Annotated in this window: 23 protein-coding genes; 14 read left to right on the top strand and 9 right to left on the bottom strand. The window is 62.0% G+C overall.

Annotation, left to right across the window (positions count from 1 at the left end; all coding sequences use genetic code 11):
* Positions 1–11 precede the first annotated feature (11 nt).
* From JO015_14265 to JO015_14240, 6 genes are read right to left on the bottom strand one after another with little or no spacing between them, the layout of a single operon-like run.
* The gene (locus JO015_14265; GenBank protein ID MBW0000262.1) at positions 12–1,190 is read right to left on the bottom strand and encodes a hypothetical protein; all 1,179 of its coding nucleotides are present in this window, start codon (positions 1,188–1,190) and stop codon (positions 12–14) included.
* Positions 1,177–1,764 (bottom strand): cytochrome c, encoded by a 588-nt coding sequence (locus JO015_14260; protein MBW0000261.1) that lies wholly within the window; start codon positions 1,762–1,764, stop codon positions 1,177–1,179. Before JO015_14260 ends, JO015_14265 begins: the two co-directional genes overlap by 14 nt.
* Positions 1,761–2,303, bottom strand: coding sequence for a DUF3341 domain-containing protein (locus JO015_14255; GenBank protein MBW0000260.1), 543 nt, complete (start codon positions 2,301–2,303; stop codon positions 1,761–1,763). Before JO015_14255 ends, JO015_14260 begins: the two co-directional genes overlap by 4 nt.
* Complete coding sequence (nrfD, locus tag JO015_14250) at positions 2,300–3,703, bottom strand: polysulfide reductase NrfD (protein ID MBW0000259.1); 1,404 nt, start codon at positions 3,701–3,703, stop codon at positions 2,300–2,302. Before nrfD ends, JO015_14255 begins: the two co-directional genes overlap by 4 nt.
* A complete protein-coding gene (locus JO015_14245) occupies positions 3,700–6,708 on the bottom strand; it encodes a TAT-variant-translocated molybdopterin oxidoreductase (GenBank protein MBW0000258.1) in 3,009 nt (1,002 codons plus the stop codon). The genes nrfD and JO015_14245 overlap by 4 nt, the downstream gene beginning before the upstream one ends.
* The gene (locus tag JO015_14240; GenBank protein ID MBW0000257.1) at positions 6,705–7,382 is read right to left on the bottom strand and encodes a cytochrome c3 family protein; all 678 of its coding nucleotides are present in this window, start codon (positions 7,380–7,382) and stop codon (positions 6,705–6,707) included. Before JO015_14240 ends, JO015_14245 begins: the two co-directional genes overlap by 4 nt.
* A 220-nt stretch (positions 7,383–7,602) precedes the next feature.
* Here JO015_14240 and JO015_14235 point away from each other — a divergent pair, with 220 nt between their 5' ends.
* The 5 genes from JO015_14235 (at position 7,603) to JO015_14215 (ending at position 13,321) form a co-directional block, all read left to right on the top strand.
* Positions 7,603–8,124: a DUF1360 domain-containing protein gene (locus JO015_14235; GenBank protein MBW0000256.1), complete on the top strand. Its 522-nt coding sequence runs from the start codon at positions 7,603–7,605 to the stop codon at positions 8,122–8,124.
* 168 nt (positions 8,125–8,292) lie between these two features.
* Positions 8,293–8,484 (top strand): hypothetical protein, encoded by a 192-nt coding sequence (locus JO015_14230; GenBank protein MBW0000255.1) that lies wholly within the window; start codon positions 8,293–8,295, stop codon positions 8,482–8,484.
* A 222-nt stretch (positions 8,485–8,706) separates the two neighbouring features.
* Complete coding sequence (gene cls / locus JO015_14225; protein ID MBW0000254.1) at positions 8,707–10,071, top strand: cardiolipin synthase; 1,365 nt, start codon at positions 8,707–8,709, stop codon at positions 10,069–10,071.
* Between the two features lie 61 nt (positions 10,072–10,132).
* Positions 10,133–11,125, top strand: coding sequence for a glycoside hydrolase family 43 protein (locus JO015_14220; GenBank protein ID MBW0000253.1), 993 nt, complete (start codon positions 10,133–10,135; stop codon positions 11,123–11,125).
* 165 nt (positions 11,126–11,290) lie between these two features.
* On the top strand, positions 11,291–13,321 hold the full coding sequence (locus tag JO015_14215) for a beta-galactosidase (GenBank protein ID MBW0000252.1): 2,031 nt from the start codon (positions 11,291–11,293) through the stop codon (positions 13,319–13,321).
* 268 nt (positions 13,322–13,589) lie between these two features.
* Here JO015_14215 and JO015_14210 read toward each other — a convergent pair whose 3' ends face one another.
* Entirely contained in the window at positions 13,590–15,104 is a 1,515-nt protein-coding gene (locus JO015_14210; protein MBW0000251.1) for a hypothetical protein, read from the bottom strand.
* Between the two features lie 355 nt (positions 15,105–15,459).
* On the opposite strand from JO015_14210, the gene JO015_14205 reads away from it, so the two are divergent.
* Both JO015_14205 and JO015_14200 read left to right on the top strand, forming a co-directional pair.
* Complete coding sequence (locus tag JO015_14205; protein MBW0000250.1) at positions 15,460–16,344, top strand: hypothetical protein; 885 nt, start codon at positions 15,460–15,462, stop codon at positions 16,342–16,344.
* A gap of 51 nt (positions 16,345–16,395) precedes the next feature.
* Positions 16,396–16,884, top strand: a complete 489-nt coding sequence (locus JO015_14200; protein MBW0000249.1) for a bifunctional nuclease family protein — start codon at positions 16,396–16,398, stop codon at positions 16,882–16,884.
* Between the two features lie 65 nt (positions 16,885–16,949).
* Here the strand turns inward: JO015_14200 and JO015_14195 are convergent, their stop codons facing one another.
* Positions 16,950–17,417 carry a hypothetical protein gene (locus JO015_14195; protein ID MBW0000248.1) on the bottom strand — a complete coding sequence of 156 codons (468 nt, stop codon included), beginning with the start codon at positions 17,415–17,417 and terminating at the stop codon, positions 16,950–16,952.
* 63 nt (positions 17,418–17,480) lie between these two features.
* Complete coding sequence (locus tag JO015_14190) at positions 17,481–18,173, bottom strand: universal stress protein (GenBank protein ID MBW0000247.1); 693 nt, start codon at positions 18,171–18,173, stop codon at positions 17,481–17,483.
* Positions 18,174–18,751: 578 nt separating this feature from the next.
* On the opposite strand from JO015_14190, the gene JO015_14185 reads away from it, so the two are divergent.
* The 7 genes from JO015_14185 (at position 18,752) to JO015_14155 (ending at position 24,616) form a co-directional block, all read left to right on the top strand.
* The gene (locus JO015_14185; GenBank protein ID MBW0000246.1) at positions 18,752–19,030 is read left to right on the top strand and encodes a hypothetical protein; all 279 of its coding nucleotides are present in this window, start codon (positions 18,752–18,754) and stop codon (positions 19,028–19,030) included.
* A 100-nt stretch (positions 19,031–19,130) separates the two neighbouring features.
* Positions 19,131–19,982, top strand: coding sequence for a DUF692 domain-containing protein (locus JO015_14180; protein ID MBW0000245.1), 852 nt, complete (start codon positions 19,131–19,133; stop codon positions 19,980–19,982).
* Positions 19,924–20,886: a putative DNA-binding domain-containing protein gene (locus JO015_14175; GenBank protein ID MBW0000244.1), complete on the top strand. Its 963-nt coding sequence runs from the start codon at positions 19,924–19,926 to the stop codon at positions 20,884–20,886. Before JO015_14180 ends, JO015_14175 begins: the two co-directional genes overlap by 59 nt.
* 118 nt (positions 20,887–21,004) lie before the next feature.
* Positions 21,005–21,544, top strand: coding sequence for a DoxX family protein (locus JO015_14170; protein MBW0000243.1), 540 nt, complete (start codon positions 21,005–21,007; stop codon positions 21,542–21,544).
* A gap of 12 nt (positions 21,545–21,556) precedes the next feature.
* On the top strand, positions 21,557–22,345 hold the full coding sequence (locus JO015_14165; GenBank protein MBW0000242.1) for a pentapeptide repeat-containing protein: 789 nt from the start codon (positions 21,557–21,559) through the stop codon (positions 22,343–22,345).
* A gap of 4 nt (positions 22,346–22,349) precedes the next feature.
* Positions 22,350–24,026 (top strand): MFS transporter, encoded by a 1,677-nt coding sequence (locus tag JO015_14160; protein MBW0000241.1) that lies wholly within the window; start codon positions 22,350–22,352, stop codon positions 24,024–24,026.
* Between the two features lie 308 nt (positions 24,027–24,334).
* On the top strand, positions 24,335–24,616 hold the full coding sequence (locus tag JO015_14155; protein ID MBW0000240.1) for a hypothetical protein: 282 nt from the start codon (positions 24,335–24,337) through the stop codon (positions 24,614–24,616).
* The last annotated feature ends 236 nt before the right edge of the window (positions 24,617–24,852 follow it).

The following is a 24,852-nucleotide window of genomic DNA, read 5'->3' as shown; positions in this document are numbered from 1 at the left end:
GTCGGTCCGATCTAACGCCTCCCTCCTGTTATCAGCCCTGAACTATGGCCGGTTACGCCTCGATCAGGCGTTAGCGCCTCGAGCCGGGGTTCGCGGGCTAACCGATAGCCGAACACGACCACCCAGGCCGCCCCAATGCCCACGAACGCAGCAACATCCGTCCACGTCACCCGCAGCGCATGGCGGTAGGCCGGAGCCGTGTACCAGAACATTGCGATCACCTGAATCAGCAGTTGCCCCGCCGCGATCGGGAGCAGCATTTTAGGCGATTTCTTGATGCCTCGAAACAGCAACAGGAGGAAGGGAAGCGCAAACTGCACGACGGCCACGACCCACGCCACCCAGAGCCAGCTTCCTCGTGTCCGGTGCAGGTACCAGCTGATCTCATGCGGCAAGTCACCGGCATAAATGATGATCAATTGGGAAACGCTGAAGTAAGCCCACAGCAGGATGAACGCGAAGAGCAGGGTCGAAATATGGTTGAGCTGCTCCTCATCGAGACGGTCGCGGCCGGCCTTGGACCGAGGCAGACTGAGCAGGAGGGCCAGCGCCAGCGCGCACAGCACCTGGCCGTCCAACACGATCCCGGGAAAAATGCTGGAATACCACGCCGGTTCGACTGCCATCAGCAAGTCGATAACCGTAAACGACGTGAGCACGCAAAAGACCACGAGCCCGATTCCGCTGATCAGCTGCAGCCTGGCCCGGATTTTTGAGGGTTGAGCGCCGGCCGGAACGGGACGCCAGACCAGCAGCCAGGCTAACCCCAGCCAAACGGCATAGTACACGATGGTCCGGATGATCAACGCCGGGGTGTTCAGGTAGATGGCGCGCTGGTGAAGCACGTGGGCCGCATGTTCGGCCGGCAGCCCGGCCCAGGGATAAAGGTGTTTCAGGCCGAAGAAGAGCGGCAACACTAACGCCGTCATGAGGGGCAGGGTCGCCAGCGCGGCACTGAAAACCGGGCGGAGGGTAAAACCCCATTTGCCGCCGACCAGATGATGCAGCATGAGCACCGGCAGGCCGCCCAGCGTCAGCCCCAGCCAGAACAGGAACCCGATCAGGTAGGAGGGATAGGCCTGCCTCGGATTAACCACAAACCCGACGATCAGTGCCGCAAGGGCGGCGACGGCGACAATGCTCCCGCCTAACTGCCCAAGGGTTTGGCGGTTTGCGTTAGTGCCCGCCACTGTTCCCTCCGTTTTCCGGCAGGTGAACACGCTCAGCCGGCGGCACGTCGTCGACCCTGGCGTCACGGCTTAACTGCAGCGCACGGATGTAGGCGATAATCGCCCAGCGTTCCGCGGGTTCAACCCGGCCGGCGTACGAGTACATCGCGCCGTAGCCATGGGTGATTACGTGAAAGAAGTGCCCCTCCGGGGCGTCCCGGAGGCGCTGATCGTGAAAGGAGGGCGGCCGCGGGAAACCCCGCTGCACGATCATGCCGTCCCCTACCCCGGTGATGCCGTGACACACCGAACAGTAAATATTATAGCGCTCCCGCCCTTTCCTGAGTTGCTCAAGCGTGACCGGCGCGGGAAATCCGCGCACCAGGTGACCATTGATCTCCCCGGTGTAAAAAAAATCATCCGTGCGCGCCTCCCCGCGCGGGACCACGCCGCTTACCAAGGGGCGTGAAGAGTTGCGATCGGCGAAAAACGGGGTCTCCTGGTAAGGTTTCAGCCGTGAGTCGTACCTCATTTCATTGCGGCACCCCATCAGCCCGCACGCAGCGACGGCCAGAAAAAGCGCGGGCATTTTCATCGGCGTAACTCCGTTACCGTGATGGCGCCGGTCTCCTGGAGAAAAAACCGGCGCACCAGCATCGGATCGAAGTCCGGGTCGCTCGACAGCACGCAAAGGAAGAACGCGTCGGTCGTGGCGCGTTCGAAACCCGGCGCCGCGAAGACCGGATGATTCAACCGCGGGAGCCCGTTCAGGAAAAACAACGAGAGGACGGCTGCAGTTGCTCCTCCCAGGATTGTCAGTTCGAAGGTAATCGGAATGAAAAGCGGCCAGCTGTTCAGAGGGCGCCCGCCGACGTCGAATGGGTAGTTGATCCCGACTCCCCACAGCTGCATGAAGTACCCGGTGAAGCCGCCGATCAGCCCTCCGGTGAACACCCAGACGGGCGCCCGGCTCGGTTTAAGCCCAAGGATCTCGTCCAGACCTTTGACCGGCAACGGGCTGAACGCGTCGAGCTTGCGGTAACCGTGCGCCCGCGCGTTCCGGGCGGCTTCGCAGAGCGCGTCTTCCGAGTTGTACTCGGCGATCACGCCGTAGACGGTAGAAAACCCTTTCACGCCGAGCCCTCCTTTTCTTCCGCGATCAAAGATCGGACCTCGAATATGGTTACCATCGGCAAGAACCGGACGAAGAGGAAGATGAGGGCGAAGAACAAGCCGAGGCTGCCGAAGAGGGTTAACCAGTCCCAACCGGTGGGAATGAACAGGCGCCAGCTCGACGGCAGGTAGTCACGGTTAAGGCTGACGACCACAATGACGAAACGCTCGATCCACATGCCCAGGTTGATGCTGAGCGCGGCGAAGAAGAGCGGGACGGGATTTCTTCGCACGTACGGCCACCACAACGCCTGGGGCAGGATCACGTTAACCAGGATCAGCAGCCAGAAGACCCACGCGTAGGGTCCGCCCGCACGGTTGACCAGTGAATACTGTTCGGCCGGATCCGCGCTGTACCACGCGGTGAACATGTCGAAGACGTAGCCGTAAGCGAGCATCAAACCGGTGGCGAGCATCACCTTGCCCATGTTGTCGAGGTGTTTCCCGGTTACTATGTTCTCCAACCCGTACCACTTGCGCAGGGGGATCATGATGTTGAGCACCATGGCGAATCCCGAGTAGACCGCGCCCGCGACGAAGTAAGGCGGGAAAATGGTAGAATGCCAGCCCGGCACGATTGCCGTCGCGAAGTCGAAGCTGACAACGCTGTGCACCGAGAGCACCAGCGGGGTTGCCAGGCCGGCCATCAGCAGGTAGGCCGATTCATAGTTCCGCCAGTGGCGTGCCGATCCACGCCAACCCAGCGCCAGGATACCGAAAACCACCCGGCCGAAACGCGTTTTCGCCCGGTCCCGCAACGTCGCCGCGTCAGGCACCAGGCCGGTGTACCAAAAGTAGATGGAGACCGTCAGGTAGGTTCCGACCGCGAATACGTCCCACACCAGGGCGCTGCGGAACTGCGGCCACAGTTCCATGCCGTTCGGGTACGGTAACAGCCAGAAAAAAGCCCAGGGCCGCCCCAGGTGCAGCAGCGGAAACAGGCCCGCACAGGCGACTGCGAAAAGCGTCATCGCTTCAGCCAGCCGGTTGATCGAGTTGCGCCATTTTTGGAGCAGCAGGAGGAGAATGGCGGAGATCAGGGTGCCGGCGTGCCCGATCCCGATCCACCAGACGAAGTTCGTGATCGCAAAACCCCACGCCACCGGGATGTTGATGCCCCAGATCCCGACGCCGACCGCCAGCAGTACGGAAACCGCGTAGAAGAACCCCATCATCAGCAGAAAGCCCGCGCCGAAACAGATCCACCAGGGTAACGGATGGCGCCGGTCCAGGACGATGCCGCTGATCTTCTCGGTTACGGACCTGAAGGTTTCGCCCGGCCGCACCAGCGGTTCCGGCGTTTCTTCCTTCTCCGCTTGAGCCCGCGTTCCTTCCTTCGCCTGCGTCTGGTCCGTGATCATGTCGTTGGCCGTTTGTCGTCAGGAGTCGCAGGCGCCGGTTTGCCCGTCCATTCAACCCGGGCCAGGTAGGTGGTCCGCGGACGGGTGTTAAGGTCGCCCAACATGGAATAATCCAAACGGAGGGCTTTCAGACGTGAAACTTGCGAATGCGGATCCGCCACGTTGCCGAAGACGATCGCGTCGGCCGGGCAGGCCTGCGCGCACGCCGGCACGATTTCTCCATCCTCGATGGGCCGGTTTTCATTCTCGGCCTGGATCTCGGTGGTGCGGATCCGTTGAACGCAATAAGTGCACTTCTCCATCACGCCCCGGCTTCGGACCGTCACTTGCGGGTTCCAGACCAATTGCGAGCCCGGGGTCCTGGTGTCCGCGAATTGCAGGAAGTTGAACCGGCGCACCTTGTACGGACAGTTGTTGGAACAGTAGCGGGTGCCGACGCAACGGTTGTAAACCTGTTGGTTCAGGCCGTCACTGCTGTGCAACGTGGCTTCCACCGGGCACACCAGTTCGCACGGCGCGGTCTCGCAGTGCATGCACGGAACGGGCTGCTGGTAGATCCGCGGATTGGCCGGATCCCCCTCGAAATAGTGGTCGACCCGGATCCAGTGCATTTCTCTTCCCATGATCACCTGGCCTGCCCCGACTGAGGGGATGTTGTTTTCCGCCTGGCAGGCGATCACGCAGGCCGCGCACCCGATGCAGGTGCTGAGGTTGATCGACATTCCCCACTGGCGTGCCGCCGTCAACAGTTTCGTGGGATTGTAAAGCGTGTCATCCGGTTCGGGATCCGGCTCACGGCCTTCGGGCCGCTTGCCGGCTTGGAATTCGGTCAACGGCAGGGTCCGGAGGAAGTCCCGCCCATGCATGGAGTGATGCAGGTGAGTCTGGGCGAGCTGGACGTAGCGGCCGGCGCGCTCCACCTGCACCCCGCTGCAGAACCATAGGCCGGATGATAAGCGCATGCGGTAGGTGTCGACACCGGTGCCGTTGCCCACGCGGCCGGCCCGCTGCCGCCCATTGCCCAGGTAAAGGGTAATGGTGCGTTCGGCCTGGCCGGGCTGGATCCAAACCGGGATTTCCAATTCCGCGCCCTCGCGCCGGAGCCGGACGACGTCGCCGTTTTCGACGCGGAGTTGTTGCGCCGCCCGTGGGCTGATGACGGCGGGATTCCCCCAGGTAATTTTTGAAAAAGGCTTGGGCAGTTCCTGCAGCCACGCGTTGTTGGCAAACTGCCCATCCCATAACGCCGGGTCCGGGGCAAACGTGATCTCGTAACCTTCATTCCCGACCGGCCCACCCGCCGGCGCCGGTGGCGGCGCCGCCCCGGGTCCGGGCGACGCACCTGACGAGGTAATCTCGGGGGTGGCGCTGTTAGCGATCACCCCGTCGCTCAGGACCTGGCGCCACTGTTTTTCGAAGTCCGGGCCCCAGTTGCCGTGCCGGCGCCAATAATCGCGCACGATGTCATAATCGATCGCCGCCGGTTGGCCCAGAAATGCCGCCAGCAGTTGATGGACAGAAATCCCGCCGTAAAGCGGCGCAATCAAAGGTTGAACGATGGACGATTCGCCCTGCACCGCTCTCGTGTCCGACCAGCCCTCCAGAAAGTGCCGCTCCGGCACGTGCCACCGGCAACAAGCCGCGGTCTCGTCGTCATACAACCCGGCATACAGGGAGAAACGGGCGCGCCCGAGCTTGTCACCCAGCTTGAAGTCGGCGGGTGCGGTGAACACGGGATTGCCGCCCAGCACCAACACGCTGTCTGCCGCACCGGTGGCAAGGTCCTGTACCAACTCGCGAAGCGAAGCCGGGTGGTCGACCGGCTCCGCGGCCGCCACCTGCCTGTAAGTGATGGTTTGGCCCAGGTTGCCGAGCTTCTGGTTTATGGAATGAATCAGGGCGTGCGTTTCGGTATGCTGTCCCGGCCCGGCCAGCACCAGGCTCCGGCCGGGGTGCCCCTGCAAGGCGGCTACGGCGGCGTCCAGCCAATCTCGCGCCGAGCCTTCTGCTGCTTTGGCCGGCGCCGGGCAAACCTGCAGCCGCGCCCCGAGGTTTCGCGCAAGCCAGTCGATCTCGCGCGCGGCCGACGGCAGGCGCGCTTGTGCCACCGAGCCGGTGATCGTCAACGCCGGCTCCGCGACAAATAACGTGTTAGGGTCGCGAAAATCGTCCCGGTCAAACCGCCGGCGCCGGGTGAAAGCCTTGGCGAGCCTTAGCCGGTCCGGCGCGATCCCCAGAAAGTCGTAATCCAGGGTGACGATGACATCCGCGTTTTCAAGGCGGTAATCAGGTTCGGCGAGCTGGCCCGTCGTGAGTTGGCCGGCACGGTAGATCGACCACCGTGAGAACGGTTCCCATTGATGCCACTTCATTTCCGGCAGGGCCGCCCGGAGCGCGTTGATTTGGCTGATCAGGGTCGGCGAACTGACGGCTCCGGTCAGCAATCGGAAGCGACGGCCGCGTTCGGGTCGCTGCCGTTCCATCTCGCCGAGGACCGCGCCCAGCAAAGCCTCAAACGGTTCGATGTTACCCTCATGAAGCACCACCCGGGAACGGTCCGGGTCATAAAGCTGAAGCACGGCCGCCTGTTCGAGCGGTCCGGTCGCGCCCAGGCTGCACGGGTGGGACAGGTTGCCCTCGACTTTCGTCGGCCGTCCCTCGTTACTCCGTATCACCAGGCCGGTGGCAAAGCCTCCCAACGTCATGGCCGTGCTGAAATAGAGGGGACGATCCGGCAGGATCTCTTCGGGCTGCTCGACGTACGGCACAATCTTCAACTGCGGGGGCCGCGAACACGCGCCCAAACCCGCCATCGCCAAGGCCGCCCCCATTACTCGCAGGAATTCCCGGCGTTCCACCGCGTCGGAGAATTCGGAGGCACCTTCAGGAAACTCCCGCTGAGCCCACGCCCGGAATTCATCGGATTGCGATAATTCGTCCAGGCTGCGCCAGCGACGGCGGGACGCCGGGTCCTCCGGCCGGGGAGATGGATCGGGGTCAGTCATCGGTGGCACGTCCAGCAATCGGTAAGCTCACGGACCGAGGCAACGCCCTCGAGTTGTTTCTGCACAAAGCGTTTTGCATCCGGATCCGCGTCCAGGCGCCAGTTGAGCGTAAAAACCTGCGGCGGTTGGAAAGTGTCGTTGGGCGGGCTGAAGGCCGCTGCCGGGTGCCGGTGGCATTCCAGGCACCAGCCCATCTGCAGGGTTACCTTTTTCCAGGTGATCGGCATGGTTTCGACGTCGCCGTGACACTTGGTGCAGCTGATCCCCTTGTTCACGTGGATGCTGTGATTGAAATACACGTAGTCCGCGAGGTTATGGAGGCGGGTCCACCGGATCGGCAGACGCGAACTCAAGCTGTCGCGCACGGGCTGCAGGACGGGCGCTTCGATCCAGATCTGGGAATGGCAGGTCATGCACGTGTGGGTGTCGGGCATACCCGCATCCGCGGTTTTGGTGACGGTAGTATGGCAGTACTGGCAGTCGATGCCCAACCCGCCCACATGGTGCTGGTGGCTGAACGGCACCGGCTGATCCAGCGGCAGATCCACCTGCGTCGGGTACGGCGAGTAGGAAAACCGGTAGGCCGCAAGTCCTCCGAGGACGACTGCAAACGGTGCAAGGATCACCGCGGTCTTGAACCAAAGACTTACCCTGGGCGAGAAGATCTGAGGCATACTCCAGCGGCCACCCCCTGCCGGGGGCAGCACAAGGGGCGCACCAGGATGATTATCGCGTGCGCTCCTGTGTCCGGACCTATAGCCCCTTGGTTGATCGTATTGCGATGCTTTTTGCCCGACTTGGTTCCGGTTTCCCCCCCAGCGCCAAAGGGATCCGTCCCGGCGATTCGGCTCTAAAGTCATCCATTCTGGAACCGCCAAACGAAGAGCATTTATCATGGATGCGAAGTTGTTGGACGTGAAGCCGGCCGCGCAGAAACTGTTCGGCGGCTATGGCGATTCGGGGGAACCCTTGCTGGGTTACGGCGCGCTGGCGGCCGTGTATACCACGGTGTTTTCGATGTTACTGGGAGCGGCACACCGGGCGTCGGCGGTGCCGGAAAAGATCGCGCTTGCCGATGTCGGCCTGATCGGTGTGGCAACCTTCCGGCTCAGCCGTCTGATCACCAAGGACAAGGTCACGAGCGGATTACGCGCACCGTTCACGCGGTTTGAAAAGGCCGCCGGCTCCGGCGAGGTGGAGGAAGATGCCCGCGGCGAGGGGTTGCAGCGGGCAATCGGAGATATGGTCACCTGCCCCTACTGCATCGGGCTCTGGGTGGCGACCGGGCTGGCTTTCGGGCTGGTCTTTGCGCCGCGGCCTACCCGGCTCCTGGCTTCCATCCTGTCGTCCGTTGCGATCTCGGATGCCTGTAACCACGGTTACCTGCGCCTCAAGGAATCTACGCAGTCCCGATAGCAGGTGCCGGTGTCGAGTGTCGAGTGTCGGGTGTCCGGTGCGGCATGGGGCGTGGGAAGGGAGGCGGCGGACTGTCGGATCGGCCGTTTCTCCGGTCAAGACCCGTCGCCGGACCATCAAACTTCGGAATGGACGCCCGATCGCCTGAGGTTATATGGTCAGGTTCGAATGAACGCACCAGAAGGAGAAAGCACCGACCGGCAGGATGAAGCTGCGGAAAAGGATCTGCCCCTGGACGAAATCGCAAAGGAAAAACCTGTCGTCAGGTCTTCCGTGGAGGATGAGCCGGAGAAATCGGGGGACGAGGATATCGCGAGCGACAAGCCTAATCTTCCGCCGGCGATGCCCCCGATGATGTAGCGCCGGTTCCGGCCTGCCGGTGTGCCGCTTACGCGTTTCCCCAGGGTATCCGAGGGAACGAGGATGGCCGCTTGCTCGCCGCTATCCTTGATCCGGCTTTAGCGGCTGATCAGGGGGGAATGATCCGGAACATTGTGCTGGCGCCCCGTTCCTGCTTTAGTCGCGCGGATGGTCAAGAAGGGCGTCCTTTATCTCCTGAGTGCATGGATTGTCCGGGTGGTGATGCTGGTCTACGTACCGCAGAAACGGAGCACGGCGGCATCGCGGACCTGGCTGCTTCTTATTTTTCTATTGCCGTGGCCGGGCCTGTTCCTTTATGCGCTGTTCGGCCGTATCCGGCTGCCTAAGCACCGGCTCGCGCAGCAACAGCGCGCGTCCCGCATGATCCGTCTGGCCCAGGCCCAGGTGGCCAGGAGCCTGCTGGCCGCGCCCGATCTGCCGCCCAATCTGCTGCCGGTCGCTGATCTTGCGACCCGGTTGGGAGACTTCGAGCCATTCGGGGGTAACTCGGTTGAGTTGCTGCCTGAGTATCAGGGGTCAATCGACCGGCTTATCGCCGACGTGGAGGCGGCCCGGCACCACGTGCACCTGCTCTCGTACATCTTTGAGCCGGACGCCACCGGCAGCCAGGTTGCCGCCGCCCTCATCAAGGCGGCAAAACGCGGCGTCACATGCCGCGTGTTGCTGGACGCCGTGGGATCGCGCCGGGCGCTCCGGCGGCTCGCACCACGGCTGCGCGCCGCCGGCGTCGAAGTGCACGCCGCCCTCCCGGTCGGATTTTTCCGGCGAAATGCGGCGCGCTTCGACCTGCGCAACCACCGTAAACTGGCCGTTGTCGATGGGCGCATCGGTTACGCCGGCTCGCAGAACATCGCTGATCCTGCATTCGTCAAGAATTACCCGAACGAGGAACTCGTCGTCCGCCTCACCGGGCCGGTCGTTGCCCAATTGCAGTCCGTCTTTCTTGCCGACCATTATTTTGAGACCGGTGCGCGGATCCCGGAGAAGGAATTGTTTCCCGCGCTGACCGGCAAAGGGACATCGACCGCCCACGTGGTGCCGAGCGGACCAGGGTATGCCCGCGAGAACGCCGAGGAACTCATCATCGCGTTGCTCTACGCGGCTCGTGAACGGGTCGTGATCACCACGCCATACTTTGTCCCGGACGACGTCTTTCTGCAGGCGCTGCGCTCGGCTGCTCTGAGGGGCGTGGACGTGCACCTGGTGCTGTCGTTGCACGCGAACCAGACCTTCACCCAGTTCGCCCAACGGGCGTACTACGGCGCTGTGATCGATGCCGGGGTGAAAATTCATCTCTACCGGCCACACTTTCTGCATGCAAAACACCTGACCGTCGATAACGCGGTTGCCCTGGTCGGCTCAACGAACATCGATATCCGTTCCTTCGCCCTCAACGCGGAGATCATGCTGGTGATCTATGATCCGGAAGTGGTCGCCAGCCTCAGGACCCTCCAGGAAAAGTATTTTGCCGATAGTGACGTGCTGACGCCTGAGAACTGGGAGGGCCGGCCCCTCCTGCTCAAGGTGGCCCAGAACACCGCCCGGCTGGCCGACTCGTTCCTGTGACTGTAAGAAGGCGAGGCCGGCGCACCGCGGCCGTCACTTGACGAACCTTGAAACCAGCAGAATGAATCACCCGGCGCCCGGTGCGTTTTTCGTAAACCCGCTCCTGCCCAAACCTTCGCAAGACCCCTACGTCGTATTTCGGGATGGGATTTACCACGCCATCAGCACCGACGGGCGCGTGCTGTACGTGCGCTCAGCGCCCGACGTGATCGAGCTTTATCGCCGCGAACCCACGGTCGTCTGGACCGCGCCCCGTCGCGGCCCGAATTCGAAACACGTCTGGGCGCCCGAATTACACTTTGTCGACGGCCGATGGTTCATCTACTACGCCGCGGACGACGGGCGCAACCGCAACCATCGTCTTTGGGTGCTCGAATCGGCGGGCAGCGATCCCGCCGGCCGATACCGTTCCCGCGGCGTGCTGCAGACGGGCGGCTGGGCCATCGACGGCACCCTCGGCCGTGACGCGCGTGGCCGGCTTTTTCTTCTCTGGTCAGGCTGGCCGGGACCACGCCCGGGGCCGCAGAACCTCTACATCGCGGAAATGAGCGACCCCGCTACCGTCAAAGAGGCACGCACGCTCCTCACCGAACCGGGGGAACCCTGGGAAAGGCGGGGCGCACCCGTTTGTGAAGGCCCGGCGTTGCTGCAGCGGAACGGCGTGACCTGCGTCGTTTATTCAGCCAGCGCGTCATGGACCCCGGACCATTGCCTCGGCCTGATCGTCAACCGCCACGGCGATTTCCTGGACCGCGCCGCCTGGCGGAAAATCGGCCCGGTATTTGAACCCACACCCGAAGTCTGGGGCATCGGCCATTGCAGTTTCATCACCACGCACCACGGCGGCGATCTGATATTCTACCACGCCAAAACGCGTCTGAAACACGGCTGGCGCGACCGAAACATTCGCGCTCAGGGGTTTACCTGGGATGCCGACGGTCTGCCTCAATTCGGCTCCCCGGTTTCGCCCGGCGTGCCGGTAGCGGTTGGAAATCACCAGTCGAGCACGATCGATGGGGCCGGGGTTTCCCCCTTCAAGCCGCGCATATCCTGAGGAATCTGCATGGGTTCCTGCGTCGGGACGCCTGCTGTGCCCTTCGTGGCGGAACAAATGCAGGCAGTCCCGGTTTCGGACCTTCGACCCAACGCAAGCCGATAAATCGTCAAACGGGTGGAAGGCAACCGGCCGGATCTACCTGATGATCGAACTCTGAATTGTATGGTCAACCGTTCCCTCACGCAGCGTAGGTTCGGGCCCTTCGTCACCGGTCGGCGGGCGCATGACCCTGTCGCGCTTTTTCCGCGCCCGGGCGACCGGCTGATCCCGATCTTGTTGCTCTGTTACTTCTGGACGGCAGCGGTCTTCGCGCAAGGGTGGCGGCCCGCCGGAGACAACCTGAAAACCGGATGGGCCCACCAGGTCCGCCCCGAATCGGTCCTGCCCGAATATCCCCGGCCGGAACTCGAACGGGCGCAATGGCAGAACCTGAACGGTTTGTGGGATTACGCCGTCACCGGCAGCCAGGCCGTCAAGCCGCCATCCTCCTGGCAAGGCACGATTCTCGTGCCGTTCTGCATCGAATCTTCGCTCAGCGGCGTTCAGAAACGGTTCACCGGCGCCAATTACCTCTGGTACCACCGCGATTTCACGGCCATGCGCCCGGCCGACGGCGGCCACCTCCTCCTGCATATCGGGGCTTGCGACTGGCGCACGGTCGTCTTTCTGAACGGCACCCTTGCAGGCATTCATGCGGGCGGGTACGACCCGTTCACCCTTGACCTCACCCCTTTCCTGCGTGACGGCGACACCCAAAGTCTGGCGGTCCAGGTTTTCGATGCGACCGACGAGGGCGAGCCGGTGACCGGAGCGGACGAGAACAAACCGGCTCCGCACAACCAGAGCTACCAGCCGCGAGGCAAACAGACGCTGTTGGCTGACGACCCGGACTACTTTTTTCATGACATTACCTACACATCCGTCAGCGGCATCTGGCAGACGGTGTGGCTCGAGCAGGTCCCCGGCCAGTACATCAGCAACTTGGAAGTGCATCCCGACCTTGACTCCGGAAAAGTCGACGTCACGGTCCTCACCGAAGGCGGCGATGGCCCGGTCACCGTCGCCGTGCAAAGTCCCGACGGCCGCCGGCGACTAACTGAGGAGCAGGGCCCGGCGAATGCGCCGGTCCACCTGTCCGTCCCTGCGCCGCAAGCCTGGAGTCCCGGCCACCCTGCTCTTTATGGCCTCGAGGTTACGTTCGGCCCCGATCGGGTCGCCAGCTACTTCGGTTTCCGGAAGATTGAGAGGCGCAAGGACGCGCACGGGATCACCAGGTTCTACCTCAACAATCATCCGATCTTCCTTTACGGTCCCCTCGACCAGGGCTTCTGGCCCGACGGCGTCTACACGGCCCCGACCGACGCGGCACTCAGACACGACCTGGAGGTGGAGAAACGGTTCGGATTTAATTGCGTGCGCAAGCACATCAAGGTCGAACCGGCCCGCTGGTACTACTGGGCCGACCGCCTGGGCTTGCTGGTATGGCAGGATTTCCCGGCGTTGAGCCCGGTGCTCGACAGCGCTCATACGGTGAATCACCCGGATTTTGCACGCCCCCCGGAAGCCAAGGCGCAGATTGAAACGGAGATGCAGCGGATGGTTGCGACCCTCTCGTGCCATCCTTCGATCATCATCTGGACCGTGTTCAACGAGGCATGGGGCCAGTACGATACGCAGCGTGTTACGGGCCTGTTCAAGCGTTGGGACCCGACCCGCCTCGTGGATGACGCCAGCGGCTGGAACGACCGGCGTTGCGGCGACCTGTTCGATGAGCACGATTACAATTCACCCTACCAGCGCGAGGGCCAGGTTCCCTTCGGCAAGGTGGCCGGCCTTGACCCGAATGTCGTCCTGAACCGGGTCATTGTCCTTGGCGAATACGGCGGCCGGGGCATCAGTAATTCCGGTCTTGAAGGGGAAGGGTTTATGCCGCACGTCTGGAAGCATAAAGGCCTTTGGAGGTATGAAGAACTCAGGGACGCAGCCCAGCTGAAAAAGGCATTTCTGGATGGCGTCTCGCGCGTCCGCGAGCTCGCCCGTGAGGGGTTGGGGGCCGCCATCTATACGCAACTCACGGACGTGGAAGGCGAAGTAAATGGGCTGATGACTTACGATCGGGCGAAATTCAAAGTGCCGCCCGACGCCGTGCAGGACCGGATTCAGGCCGTCATCCGGGAAGGCAGCGCCGAGTGAAATGCCACAAATGGGGCAAGGTTATGAGTGCCGGGTGCCGGGTGCCGGGTAACTGGTAACGCGTAACTCGTAGCTGGTAACGGGCGGTAGTCGGAGCACTGTGTGCGAACCGGGTGCCGAGTGTCAGGCCCTGGCATTGAAAGGCGATCATAGTCTTCCCTGCCGTGGTCGCCGTGTGGCCGAATGCCACCCATTACCAGCTACGAGTTACGCGTTACCAGTTACCCGGCACCCGGCACCCGTAACCTTCCCCCATTCGTGGCATTCTTTACCGCCGTCCGTCGCCCCGGTGCCGTGGCGTGCCTTGCCGGTCGCGCGGGTTGTTATCATCCAGAGGTGCGAAATGGTCCGGCTTTGATGTATCCTGCGTCAGGTAGGGAGGAAGCGGATCCCCCGTAAGGGTATTCAGAAACGCAATCAGGTCGTACTTCTCCTCCAGCGTCAGGTTCAGCGGGTGCATCAACGGGCTCTTGGTTCCGAAGAAGCTTCCCGCCGGATCGCCTCCGCGGTCGTAGAAGTTAATGACGTCCATCAGCGTGGGCATCTGGCCGGTATGCATGTAAGGGGCCGTCACACCCACCTGCCTCAGCTCTTTCGTACGCCATTTGCCTTTATCCGCGTCGGTCGGGACGAGGCCCGTGAGAAATCCTGTGTTGGGATTGTCGCTGTACTCGCTGTTCACGTTGAACTCGCCCGTGGTGCCCTCCGCGTCCGAAAGCACCAACTGCAGGGCGGAGAACCGGCCGAGTTCCGTCGGGTCCGCATGCGGCGAAAGGTCCGTGTTGACGTGGAGGCCGGTGGTATGGAACTGGCTGTCGCTGAACAGGGGCCCGGAGTGGCACGCAACGCAGTTAACCCGCTGGCTTACGAAGAGCATCAACCCGCGTCTGGCGGAATGATTGATCGCATCGTCATCGCCGGCCACGTAGCGGTCGAATGGGGCGTTCCGGCTGATGCAGCGACGCAGGTAAGCCTGGATCGCCTTACCGAAGTTTGCAAAAATGTGGTTGATGATGTCCTTGTCCGCGTCAGGAATGGCTTCCCATTGCGGGTCGCCCGGTTTTCCGGTCGGCGGGAAATCGGCTGCGTGCGGGTTCTGAGGATCCAGCCGGGGATCAAGCGGAGCCGGCGAGCGAGAGAAAATTGCGTCGTACTCCTGGTGATACTTGTTCCAGATAACGTGAGCGACTTGCAGGCGGCTGCCGTTCTGGGAGTGATAATCCTCCGGGTCCGTAAGCGCATCGGCCCATGAGGAGTCGGAGACGCCGTCGTTCTCGTGCCAGATGTGGTAATAAGCCGTGTTAATGATGCTCGACACGTTGCGGACCGTCCAGGTTGCACCGAGCGCGGTGGCGTGCGGATTCTGCGGTACACCGGTATTGGAACGCACATCGAACATCCAGCCTGAATCCGGTTGGTGACACGACGCGCAGGCAATTCTGCCCGTTTGGCCCGGTTGGCCCAGGCCGCCGTTGTGGCCGTCGTTACCCGTGATGATTGGCCCCGCGATTCCTTTTTCGAAAAACAGCATCTGGCCGAGCCTGGCGGCACGTGGATCGTCCCCGAACGCATTGGTCGTGTCCGGTGGCGGCGTTTCCGGCAACGGGGACAAGGTCCGGATGATCTCCCATTCGGGACCGTCCCGCCGCGGTTCGGGACCGATCGAGCCGGTTTGCGTCCAGTTGAGGGCGGTGAGCCCGCCGACGATGGTGAGATAAGCGGCAGCACAAAGGGCGAAAGCCCAGGATTTCCGGCGCATAACGATACCTTGGGAAATCGGCACTGTTTGTTCCGGGTTTGGCGTTTTTCCACGTTTTCCAAAAGATTTTCCAAAGACCAAGGCGCCCCGCCGGCCGGCGGTCACGCCGGGACGCAGCGCTGTCCATGAGGAATCGGTCCGGGCGCACCGACCAACGGACGGGCGTTCCGCTCATGAGAATCGCGCAAACTGCTTCTCATTCTGATAAGCGCGTGGTACCGTCCGGATTAGCTGTAACCGAAGCTTGGCCGGGTCAAATCCCAGCTATGTTCCTCCGCCATTAACCGAGATTTCGTGCAGTTCCAAAAGCCCGCTGAACTTCAAAACGCCCACTCTGAAGGCCGTTCCGGCCGAAATTTAACCCTGCTCTAAAAACCGTATGAGCCAAAAGCTTACCCTCCTCAGAGAAAACCATTGCCGGCCTGCCGGCCTGATCGAAAAGGCGGACAAAGGCCTTTTCGCGCTCGAGGCAAACAGCAAACAAGGAAGGACGCTGGTCGCCAAAGCGCCTTGGAAACGCCTTCCCTATCTCGAATTCGACCCCTCAGGCCTGAACCAAACCTATCGGGACGAGGCAACCGGTGCGGAACTGCCGGTCTTCGCGGTATTTAATCTTGAAGGGAGCCATGAACTTCACGCCGAGATCGGCCTCGAGCGGAAGCCGTCTTACGACGCGACGCTCAACCTGGCAAACCACCTTCCATTCTCCAGGGCCCAGAAGTTTATCGAGTCACTCAACCAGCGCAACCTGAATGCCCATCGGGCAGCCAGCTTCTGCTACCTCCTGCTCGCGGCAGTGGCGGCGGCCCTCGTCGGTCTGCTCGCCGGCCCTCACCTGATGGACGACCCGGCTTTTTCGTCAGCTCAGGGGCCCGACGCGATCTTCCAGGTGCTGATCCTTTGCAGCGCCGCATTTTTCGCCACCCTGATTACGGGGTTTCTGATCACGGCCGGCGTCGTGAGCAAGTGGTTTCCCGCCAAGGTCCTCTCGCTGACGGCGACCTTTGATGGGCTGCTCCCGAAAGAGACCCGGGAAAAGGCCCTTCGGGCGCGAGAACTTTTCGATAACCTTTACCTGGTTGTCGACCAGCAGCACCGGTGGAAAAGTGAACTTCTGCCCCTGCCGGCATCCGCTTTGCTGGACCCACTGCTGATCGGGGAAAAGCGTGAGCATTTTGGCAGCCGCTACTACCTGATTGATCAGTTTGAGCTGACCAAAGCGGAAGAATATCTGGTCGCGGAATTTTCCACGGGTCCCGAGTAGCGTGCGCCGGGGAAGCCGGTCCTGGGTTGGGAGCCGAACCGGGGATGCCTCATGAGTAGTAATGCCGTGGTCGAAGTGCAGGTCCGCGCCCTGGCCGCAGCGGACGGGGGCTGCGCGGTGTTTTTAGGCAACGCCGAAAAGGTGTTCCTGATCCTGGTGGATCAGAGCGTCGGCGTTGCGATCGCGCTCGCCATTCAGGGCACACCGACGGAGCGTCCCCTTACCCACGAACTCGTGGCGACGGTATTGCGCGCGCTCGGCGCAAAACTGGAGCGGGTTGTCATCAACAATTTCGAGCACGACACGTTTTTCGCGACTCTCGTGGTGACGGCGGAGAATGAACTGCTGCGCAAGCGTCTGCTCGAACTGGATGCGCGGCCGAGTGACTGTATCGCTCTGGCCGCCCGCCAGGGTGCGCCGATCTATGTCGACCGCGACGTGTGGAACCAGGTCGAAGACGTCAGCGACGAGTTGCGAAAATTGCGCTCCGAAGGCGCGTCCGGTCCCGGCGAATGGAATGAGCCGGACGATGCTCCCTAGCTTGCCTGGCATCGCGGGCCGCTTCATCAACGACGAAACACCGCTTCGATCCGGCAGAGACGGGCTCAACCGTTTCGAGAAGGGGTGCAAGCGCCGGAAGGAGGAAGGCGCGGCGGCGGAGCGGGCAGGAGTCCCCTCACCCAGCTCCGCAGGCGGGTGCTTTTTCCGGCTGCAGGGAGCGCGGCTCTTGCAATCCTTGGCACAACCAGTACCGCGAGCGCGGGCAGAGCAACCAGCGCGCCGCGTGCCAGCACCGTTTTTATTCCGAGCCGTCCCGATTGCGCGAGGAACGAGGACAACGTTTCGGGCAGTTGGCCCGCGGGATTCCCGTCTTGTACCTGAGCCAAGGTTTCCCGAGCGGCAGGCGATCCAAAAACGACCGCGACCTCCGCACGATAATGTCGGGGGATCGAAGCGAGAATGTGAACGCCGGCACCTTCAGATCGCTCGGGGTCCGGAGACGCCTCAGAAGCGAAGACTTCCACGACGGCTTCGGCCACGTCAATCCCGATCGAGAGAAAAGATACCTTCATCGAAACATCCTTCAGAGCGCGGTTAAGGCAGCGGCTGGACACCTCGTGCAGCGCCGTCCGGGTTCAGCCGTTATGCATGCAATGCCGTCCTCGAAACCTGCCTCGATTCAGCCGGGTGCGTGCATCTCTATCTCTTAATCGCGACCGCGCCGACAACGACCATACGGCGTACCGCACCATCGCAGGCGGGTGCTCCGGGGACTGCTCTGTGAGCATGATTGAGGTTCCCGGACTGCCGCCGAAGGCCGGGACAATACTCGCTTCTCCTCCGGCACCGTCAGTTGCGGCATCCGGAGCGTCCACCAGCGCCACCGGGCACGGCATACCCTGAATCGTAAGGAGGCCGGCTTCTTCCCGCACCATCCAACTTAGAAACCGGTGATAATAATCGCGCGACATCACAATCAAACCTGCCCCGACCGACGCGGCCACGGCTTTGACCTCATCGCCGACAACCCCGGCACGTACGAAAAGGCGCGCCGTCGGGTGCCGGGTCCGGACGGCCGAGAGATACTTCCAAAGTTGCTTTTCCACGCGCGATGCATGCCGGCACTCGGGATCGTCAAACGCATAAAAAAGGACCAACTCGGAGCCGAATTTCAACGCCGCGCCTGACGCATACCGGAGAACGGCCGCCGGCGCACTCTCCAAGTCAATCGGGACGAGGATTCGAACGGGCCGGATTCGAATGCGACTCAATACATCTTCCTGGGGACAGTCTTCGACGAGCAGTTCACCTTGCGAAACAGGTTCCATCGCCGACCCTCCTTTTGCCGCAGGCTAGCATGTAACCTTCGCCGCCGCAATCAGGCATTTGCGGGTGCCGGGTGTCGGGCGTCGGTCACACGGCGGGCACAACGTAAGAGTTCACACGGCGAACACGGCGGTCCACGGCGACCACGGCGGGAAGAGGAGGGGGTTCGGAGTTCGGAGTTCGGAGTTCGGAGTTCGGAGCGGCATCCTGGGGGCGAGCTGCCGGTGTCAAGCTCCGGTTTCGTGGATCTTTTTCTGCGTTCTTCTGCGTGTTCTGCGGATGATTCCTGTCTTCCCGCCGTGTTCGCCGTGGCTCGCCGTGTTCGCCGTGTGAACTCTCACGTTGTGCCCGCCACACCCGCTGTGCCCGCCGTGTGACCGTGTGAACTCTTACGTTGTGGCCGGCCGGTCCGGCGCGAATGGCACAAAAAACTTTCGCCGCGCGGAATACGGACGCCCGGGTTAGCTCTGATTCTGAAGAGGACGAATGAGAGGCCAGCCCAGGCTTGCAGTTGTTTTTTTCCCCTTGAGCTCTCTCGTTTAGGCCGAAACTACAAATCACCAAGACAAAAAAGCGACCAATGATCAAACCATCCAAAGCAGCGATCGCAGGGGCGGCCATGGCCGGCCTCTTAACCGGGTCCACAGCCGTGCGCGCCTATGCCGCAAGCGTCACGGCGCCGCCGGGCTTCACGCTTCACACCCTGGCTGACGACCAAGCGGCGGGCAAACATTCCTGTCAAGGCAAGAACGCCTGCAAGGGGCAAGGCGGGTGCAAGGGCAGCGACAATGGTTGCAAGGGGAAGAATTCTTGCAAGGGTAAAGGCGGCTGCGCTACCGACGGCAGCAAGGCGCAGTAACCCCCCATTCAGACCGGTCGACGGCGCGGCGGGAGAGGAAGGCAAACCTTCGGCTCCCGCCGCAGCCGAACCGTCACCGGTTCCCAACCGATCCGCAGACATGCCTGCAAACACTTTCAACGGCTTTACCGAGTACGGCATCGGCATCGGCCTGCGTGTGCCGCACTACCGCCATATCCTCGCCAACAAACCGGTCGTCGACTGGTTCGAGATCATCTCGGAGAACTTTATGGTCGACGGAGGACGGCCGCTCGAAGTCCTCGACGCCATCCTCGAACAGTACCGGGTCGTTCAGCACGGCGTGGCTATTTACTTCGGTTCAGCCGACAAACTTAATCGCGAGCACCTTAAGCGCCTCAAGCGCCTGGTCCAGCGCACTCATACCCCCTGGCTCTCGGACCACCTCTGCTGGGGCAGCATCGACGGCCGTTATACCCACGACTTGCTGCCGATGCCTTACACCTTTTCAGTCGCGCGGCACACGGCCGAGAAAATCCGGGCGGCCCGTGACTACCTGGAAGTGCCCATTTGCGTGGAAAACGTCAGCAGCTATGCCGAGTACCATGCCTCCGAAATGACCGAATGGGAGTTCCTGAGCGAGGTGGTGGAACTGGCCGACTGCGGCATCCTCCTGGACGTCAACAACATCTATGTCTCGTCCCAGAACCATAACTTCAATCCGTACGACTACCTGAACCATATCCCGCATCACCGGGTCGGCCAGATCCATATCGCCGGTCATTCGAAGTTCGAAAAATATACGCTCGACACCCACGATCACCCGGTGCTTGATCCGGTATGGGGGTTGTACGCGCACGCCCTGAAGCAGGTCGGACCCACTGCGACCTTGTTGGAATGGGATGACCGAATTCCCTCCTTTGACGAGGTTCACCATGAAGCGCTCAAAGCCAGCCGGTTCAGTGAGCAACAACTCACCTCGACCGCCGCGTAAAATCGGTTCCCGCACCCAATTGCGTGAACTGCAACGCGTGATGGCAGCCGCGCTGTTTCGACCCCTTGACCCCGGGTGGGGCATGCAGAAACGGTGGATGGACGGCCGGGCCATGGACGAAGTGGCCGGTGAATTCATCAAGCCGAACGACCGGCTGAGTTCTTTTGAGCGGCTTGAAATCTATAATCGCCAATATTGGTTCCGCCTGCTGGATTGCCTGCACGACGATTATCCCGGCTTTCGCGCCGTCGTCGGGCAGCGCGCGTTTATGAAGCTTGCGACGGCCTACCTGGCGCGGTACCCATCAACCTCTTACAGTTTACGCGACCTCGGCAGCCGGCTGGAGAACTTCCTGCGCGAGGAACCGCACTGGGCCGCGCCCCGCGAGAAACTGGCCCTCGAGATGGTCCGCTTTGAATGGGCGCAGGTCGTGGCTTTTGACGGGCCGTCCAAACCGGCGATTTCACCTGATGACGTGCTTGATCTGCCGCCTGACCGGCTGCGGCTCAACCTGCAACCCTACCTTTCATTGCTGGAACTGGATTACGCCGTGGACGACTTCCTGCTGGCGGTCAAGGCGCGGGAATCCGAAGGCTTGCGCAAAGAGGCAAGCAACGCCGTGGGCTCGGTCCCGACGACGCCCAAACGACGGCGGCCGCCGCGCCTGCCGGCTCAACAGAGCGTCTACCTTGCCGTCCATCGACACCAGAACCAGATCTACTTCAAACGGCTTGAACCGGAGGCTTTCGCCATCCTGTCGGCCCTGGGCCGCGGCGAAACCGTGGAAACGGCTTGCGTGCTGGCACTGGAGGCTAGTGAGCGGCAGGAAACAGACTGGCCGGCCCGGCTCAGGGAATGGTTCAATCACTGGTCAGCTCTCGGGTGGTTTTGGCGCGCCTCATGAAACCATTCCGGTCACAAAATGGCTATTACCTGCCGGTTACGGCCGGCCCTCATAAGGCGGCGCAGAGCGGATGCACCCGGCCCGCTCACCCCGCGCGCAAATACCTCTTGCCTTCAGTATGAACACGTTTGTTGACCTGTCCGGGCGCGGCTACGACCTGCTCGTCCGCTGCACTAACCTGCTGCGCTCACCCCTGCTGCTCGCGTTCAGGCTCTACTTTTTCTGGCAGCTGTTTCTCACCGGACAAGGTAAGCTTACCAACCTTCCAAAAGTTTCCGAGTATTTCGCCAGCCTCGGTCTGCCGTTTCCCATGTTTAATGCTTTTCTGGCGGGGGCGGTCGAAACGTTCGGCAGCGTGCTCCTGATTGCGGGACTGGCTTCCCGCCTTGCCGCCCTCGCGGTCACGATAAACATGATCGTCGCCTACCTGGCGGCGGATTTCGAAGCGGTGACCCACATTTTCAGTGATCCTGACAAGTTTGTGCAGGCCGCCCCGTTTCCCTTCCTGCTGGCTGCGCTCATTGTGCTCGCGTTCGGCCCGGGCCGGTTTTCCATCGACGCCTGGATCGGCTGGCGCCGGACCGGGAAGGCCGCTCCGGGGAGAATCGGCGCTCCCGGCCGGGTTCGTGACGCCACGTCGAGCTTTGATCGGAGCTAAGCGCCCGCAGTTATGCCGGTGTTCAAACGGAGAACGCGACCTGAGCCGTGGGCCCGCCACCGGACCCGAGCCCGACACGGTTGGCTGGTACCGTTATACGGGTTCGAGTGGGGATGGACCTGGGTTGCCTATTGGCTGAGCGGCTGGGCCTTCCTGGAGGTGCTGGAATACCTGGGCACCTTGTCGATCCTCATCGCCGTCATTTCCTACTTCGCGGAGAGCGGCGACCGTGTTAAACAGAAGCATTACCAGGCATGGCAGGTCATCAACTCCGCCCAGTCCAAGGGGGGCAGCGGCGGCCGGATTGAGGCGCTTGAGGAACTGGCGGCCGACAAGGTTCCACTGGTCGGCGTCGACGTCAGCGGCGCATTTCTTATGGGCATTGACCTAGGACATGCCAACCTGCTGCGCGCCAATCTGAGTGCCGCCGACATGCGAAACTGCAAATTGGTTCGGACCGGCCTGCAGTACGCGACGCTGGCCTCGACGAACTTGCGCGGCGGCGATTTGCAGCGCGCCGACCTGCGCGAAGCTGACCTTGAGGATGCAGACCTCAACGGGGCCAGCCTTGCCGAGGCCGATTTGGAGAATGCTAACCTTACCCGGGCAGACCTTCGCCGGAGCGACTGGCGGGATGCCAGGTGGCGGAAAATTTCCAGTATGAAACAGGCCAACGTGTTCGGCATCCAAAATGCCCCCCCTGGTTTCATCGAATGGGCCCGGCAGCAAGGCGCCGTCGCGGTCGAATCGGACAGCGAGTGGCTGGCCATGCTGCAACATGCGGGACCCAACGGAGGATAAACCTGTGAAGAAACAATCATCCACTTGGACGGCGCTGCGAAACCCGGCGTTTCGCACGCTCTGGCTTGCGAGCCTGATATCCGGCACGTGCGTCGCAGCGCACGACACCGCGGCAACCTGGACCATGAACATGGTGGCAACTTCGCCTTTGTTCCTGTCGCTGATGTCAACGGTCGCCTCGCTGCCGTTCTTCCTGTTTACCCTGCCGGCCGGCGCGCTTGCCGACATGGTGGATCGCAAGCGGCTGATGTGCGTAATGAACGTCTGGCTCGCGGTGTCCGCCGGCGGCCTCGCCATTGCCGGGTGGCTGCACGTGATTAATCCTTACGTCCTGCTCGCAGCCGTCTTCCTTATCGGCGTCGGGTTCGCCTTCAACTCGCCGGCCTGGACCGCCATTCAGCCTGAGATCGTCTCGAATGAGGAACTGCCTTCCGCCGCCACCCTGGGTGGCTTGCAGCTGAACATCTCGGGAATTATCGGGCCGGCCCTTGGCGGCTTCCTGCTGCCCTTTATCGGCGCAAATTCGGTGTTTGCTTTGAATGCCTGCTGTTTTCTCGTGTTGATTTTTGCGATTGCACAACTGCGGCGCAAGAAGGCGCCTTCAAACCTCCCCCTGGAAAACTTCCTCGAATCCTTCCTCACCGCGATTCGCTACGTCCGTTACGCGCCCGGGATCCGGGTCGTGCTGGTTCGCAATATCCTCTTCGCGTTCTTTATTTCGATCGTCCCTGCGCTGCTGCCGATCGTCGCGCTTAAGGAGCTGCACATTGACCCTTCAAGTCTCGGGCTGGTTTACACCTGCATGGGGATCGGATCGGTGTTTACCGCAGTCACGGTGCTGCCCTGGGCGCGGGGGAGGTTTTCATCCAATGCCATCACGCTGATCGCTAACATCCTGGTAGGCGTTGTTTTTCTGATCATGGCGCTCGTGCGCAACCACGCACTGTTTCTGGTCGCGGCTGCCCTCGCCGGGGCGGCCTGGACCATGGCTGCCGCCGAGCTCTGGGTAGCCGGGCAACGGGCGATGCCCTCCTGGGCGCGCGGCCGTATGAATGCGACGGTCATTATGGCCTCCCAGGGCGCAGTCGCCCTCGGGGGGATCATCTGGGGCGCTGCCGTCTCCATGTGGGGCGCTCCATCGACGTTGCTCGCCGCGGCGGTGCTCCTGCTGCTTAGCCTCCTGCTTTTGTCGCAGCTCTCAATCGACTTTACGAGCAAACTCGATTTCGAGCCCGCACCCACGGCGGGCCACGCTCACCGGCTCATCCACGTGCCGCACCCGCACGACGGGCCGATCGCGGTTACGTTCGAGTTTGAAATCGACCACAAGAACGGTCGCGACTTCCTCAATGCACTACGGGAGGTCCGGCTGATTCATCTCCGCAATGGCGCCTTCAGCTGGCGGCTCCACGAAGATCTCGGCCGTGTGAACACGTACCGCATCGAAATGACCGTGCCATCCTGGACCGAGTACCTGCTGGAACAGGAACGGCTGACGAAAGACGAAAAAGCCGCGGTCGATAGAGCCTGGTCGTTCCACATCAACCCCAATCCCCCGGAAATACGCCATTTCCTTTGCGTGAACCGGGAACTCCATACCAGGCATCACCTGGTGACCAGACCGTCAAGTATGCCGGAAGCACCCCTCAGCGTTGACGGGGTGACCTCCACGGCCCTCTGAGCCGTAGTCCACCGGAACCACCCCGGGGGATGCCGGCGGCGTACCTGCAGCAGAACGCCAGGGCGCGTCTGATTTTCTCGTCCTCTCGCAATAAGTTCCAAAGGTTTGACTTTCTGACTTGCAATGTCGTAGGAGTCAGTAGTTTTTGTAATAGGATCCGAGCCTGCCCCGCACACGCCGTTCACAGCTGCTCGGCAAGGCTACTTCCTCATCCTGACATAATGGCTCCGCTATTAACACTCGTCCCGGTACCCAGTGCAAGGAGTGCACGGCTAAAGAAGGCTACGGAATGGTCGCATACCCAATGGATGAAATGGCTTCTTGCGCCGGTGCGGATCGGCGCAAACTTTGCCCGGAGGTTCATGCGCGACGTACAACAAGCCGTTGAGCGGACGCGTGGCGCAGAAGCTCTGGATTCGTCCTGGAGCGTTACCTACGCTGCGGATCATGGCAGAGATGTTTTCATCCGCTTTGACCGAGGACCCGAAACCTTGGATTGGCAGAGGCTTGCGGTCCGGGTAAACAAGGCGACCGGCACCATTACCGTCCTGGCGAGAGCGGCGGTTCCCGCAGGCGCCAACGCCGGGTGAAACCCAGGCGTTGAATCACGGTCACCAGACTCGCCGGTACCGGCGGCTGGTGCAGGCTGTCGTTCTTGGCATTGACGGCGCGATCCCGGGCCCATCGATTGGGGCTGGACTGCATTTCGACCGCTTTTGCCGGCTGTTCCCGGGTTGTCCGTCCGGACGGCGCATTCCCACTCTCCTCGGCGGCCCTAAAGGGAAACCGATCGTTCCCCTAGCGTACCGGTAGGTGAGGCACCGGC

It is taken from the genome of Verrucomicrobiota bacterium (assembly GCA_019247695.1).
Taxonomy (GTDB): Bacteria; Verrucomicrobiota; Verrucomicrobiia; order Chthoniobacterales; family JAFAMB01; genus JAFBAP01.
The sequence above is the reverse complement of the archived record's forward strand: the minus strand, read 5'-3'. Positions and strand labels throughout refer to the sequence as shown.

What these genes read in the sequence shown, in the direction of transcription:
- JO015_14260 (MBW0000261.1), bottom strand. Translation starts at nt 1,764, where the DNA reads ATGAAAATGCCCGCGCTTTTTCTGGCCGTCGCTGCGTGCGGGCTGATG.
- nrfD (MBW0000259.1), bottom strand. Translation starts at nt 3,703, where the DNA reads ATGATCACGGACCAGACGCAGGCGAAGGAAGGAACGCGGGCTCAAGCG.
- JO015_14245 (MBW0000258.1), bottom strand. Translation starts at nt 6,708, where the DNA reads ATGACTGACCCCGATCCATCTCCCCGGCCGGAGGACCCGGCGTCCCGC.
- JO015_14240 (MBW0000257.1), bottom strand. Translation starts at nt 7,382, where the DNA reads ATGCCTCAGATCTTCTCGCCCAGGGTAAGTCTTTGGTTCAAGACCGCG.
- JO015_14235 (MBW0000256.1), top strand. Translation starts at nt 7,603, where the DNA reads ATGGATGCGAAGTTGTTGGACGTGAAGCCGGCCGCGCAGAAACTGTTC.
- JO015_14230 (MBW0000255.1), top strand. Translation starts at nt 8,293, where the DNA reads ATGAACGCACCAGAAGGAGAAAGCACCGACCGGCAGGATGAAGCTGCG.
- cls (MBW0000254.1), top strand. Translation starts at nt 8,707, where the DNA reads ATGCTGGTCTACGTACCGCAGAAACGGAGCACGGCGGCATCGCGGACC.
- JO015_14220 (MBW0000253.1), top strand. Translation starts at nt 10,133, where the DNA reads ATGAATCACCCGGCGCCCGGTGCGTTTTTCGTAAACCCGCTCCTGCCC.
- JO015_14215 (MBW0000252.1), top strand. Translation starts at nt 11,291, where the DNA reads ATGGTCAACCGTTCCCTCACGCAGCGTAGGTTCGGGCCCTTCGTCACC.
- JO015_14205 (MBW0000250.1), top strand. Translation starts at nt 15,460, where the DNA reads ATGAGCCAAAAGCTTACCCTCCTCAGAGAAAACCATTGCCGGCCTGCC.
- JO015_14200 (MBW0000249.1), top strand. Translation starts at nt 16,396, where the DNA reads ATGAGTAGTAATGCCGTGGTCGAAGTGCAGGTCCGCGCCCTGGCCGCA.
- JO015_14195 (MBW0000248.1), bottom strand. Translation starts at nt 17,417, where the DNA reads ATGAAGGTATCTTTTCTCTCGATCGGGATTGACGTGGCCGAAGCCGTC.
- JO015_14190 (MBW0000247.1), bottom strand. Translation starts at nt 18,173, where the DNA reads ATGGAACCTGTTTCGCAAGGTGAACTGCTCGTCGAAGACTGTCCCCAG.
- JO015_14185 (MBW0000246.1), top strand. Translation starts at nt 18,752, where the DNA reads ATGATCAAACCATCCAAAGCAGCGATCGCAGGGGCGGCCATGGCCGGC.
- JO015_14180 (MBW0000245.1), top strand. Translation starts at nt 19,131, where the DNA reads ATGCCTGCAAACACTTTCAACGGCTTTACCGAGTACGGCATCGGCATC.
- JO015_14175 (MBW0000244.1), top strand. Translation starts at nt 19,924, where the DNA reads ATGAAGCGCTCAAAGCCAGCCGGTTCAGTGAGCAACAACTCACCTCGA.
- JO015_14170 (MBW0000243.1), top strand. Translation starts at nt 21,005, where the DNA reads ATGAACACGTTTGTTGACCTGTCCGGGCGCGGCTACGACCTGCTCGTC.
- JO015_14165 (MBW0000242.1), top strand. Translation starts at nt 21,557, where the DNA reads ATGCCGGTGTTCAAACGGAGAACGCGACCTGAGCCGTGGGCCCGCCAC.
- JO015_14155 (MBW0000240.1), top strand. Translation starts at nt 24,335, where the DNA reads ATGAAATGGCTTCTTGCGCCGGTGCGGATCGGCGCAAACTTTGCCCGG.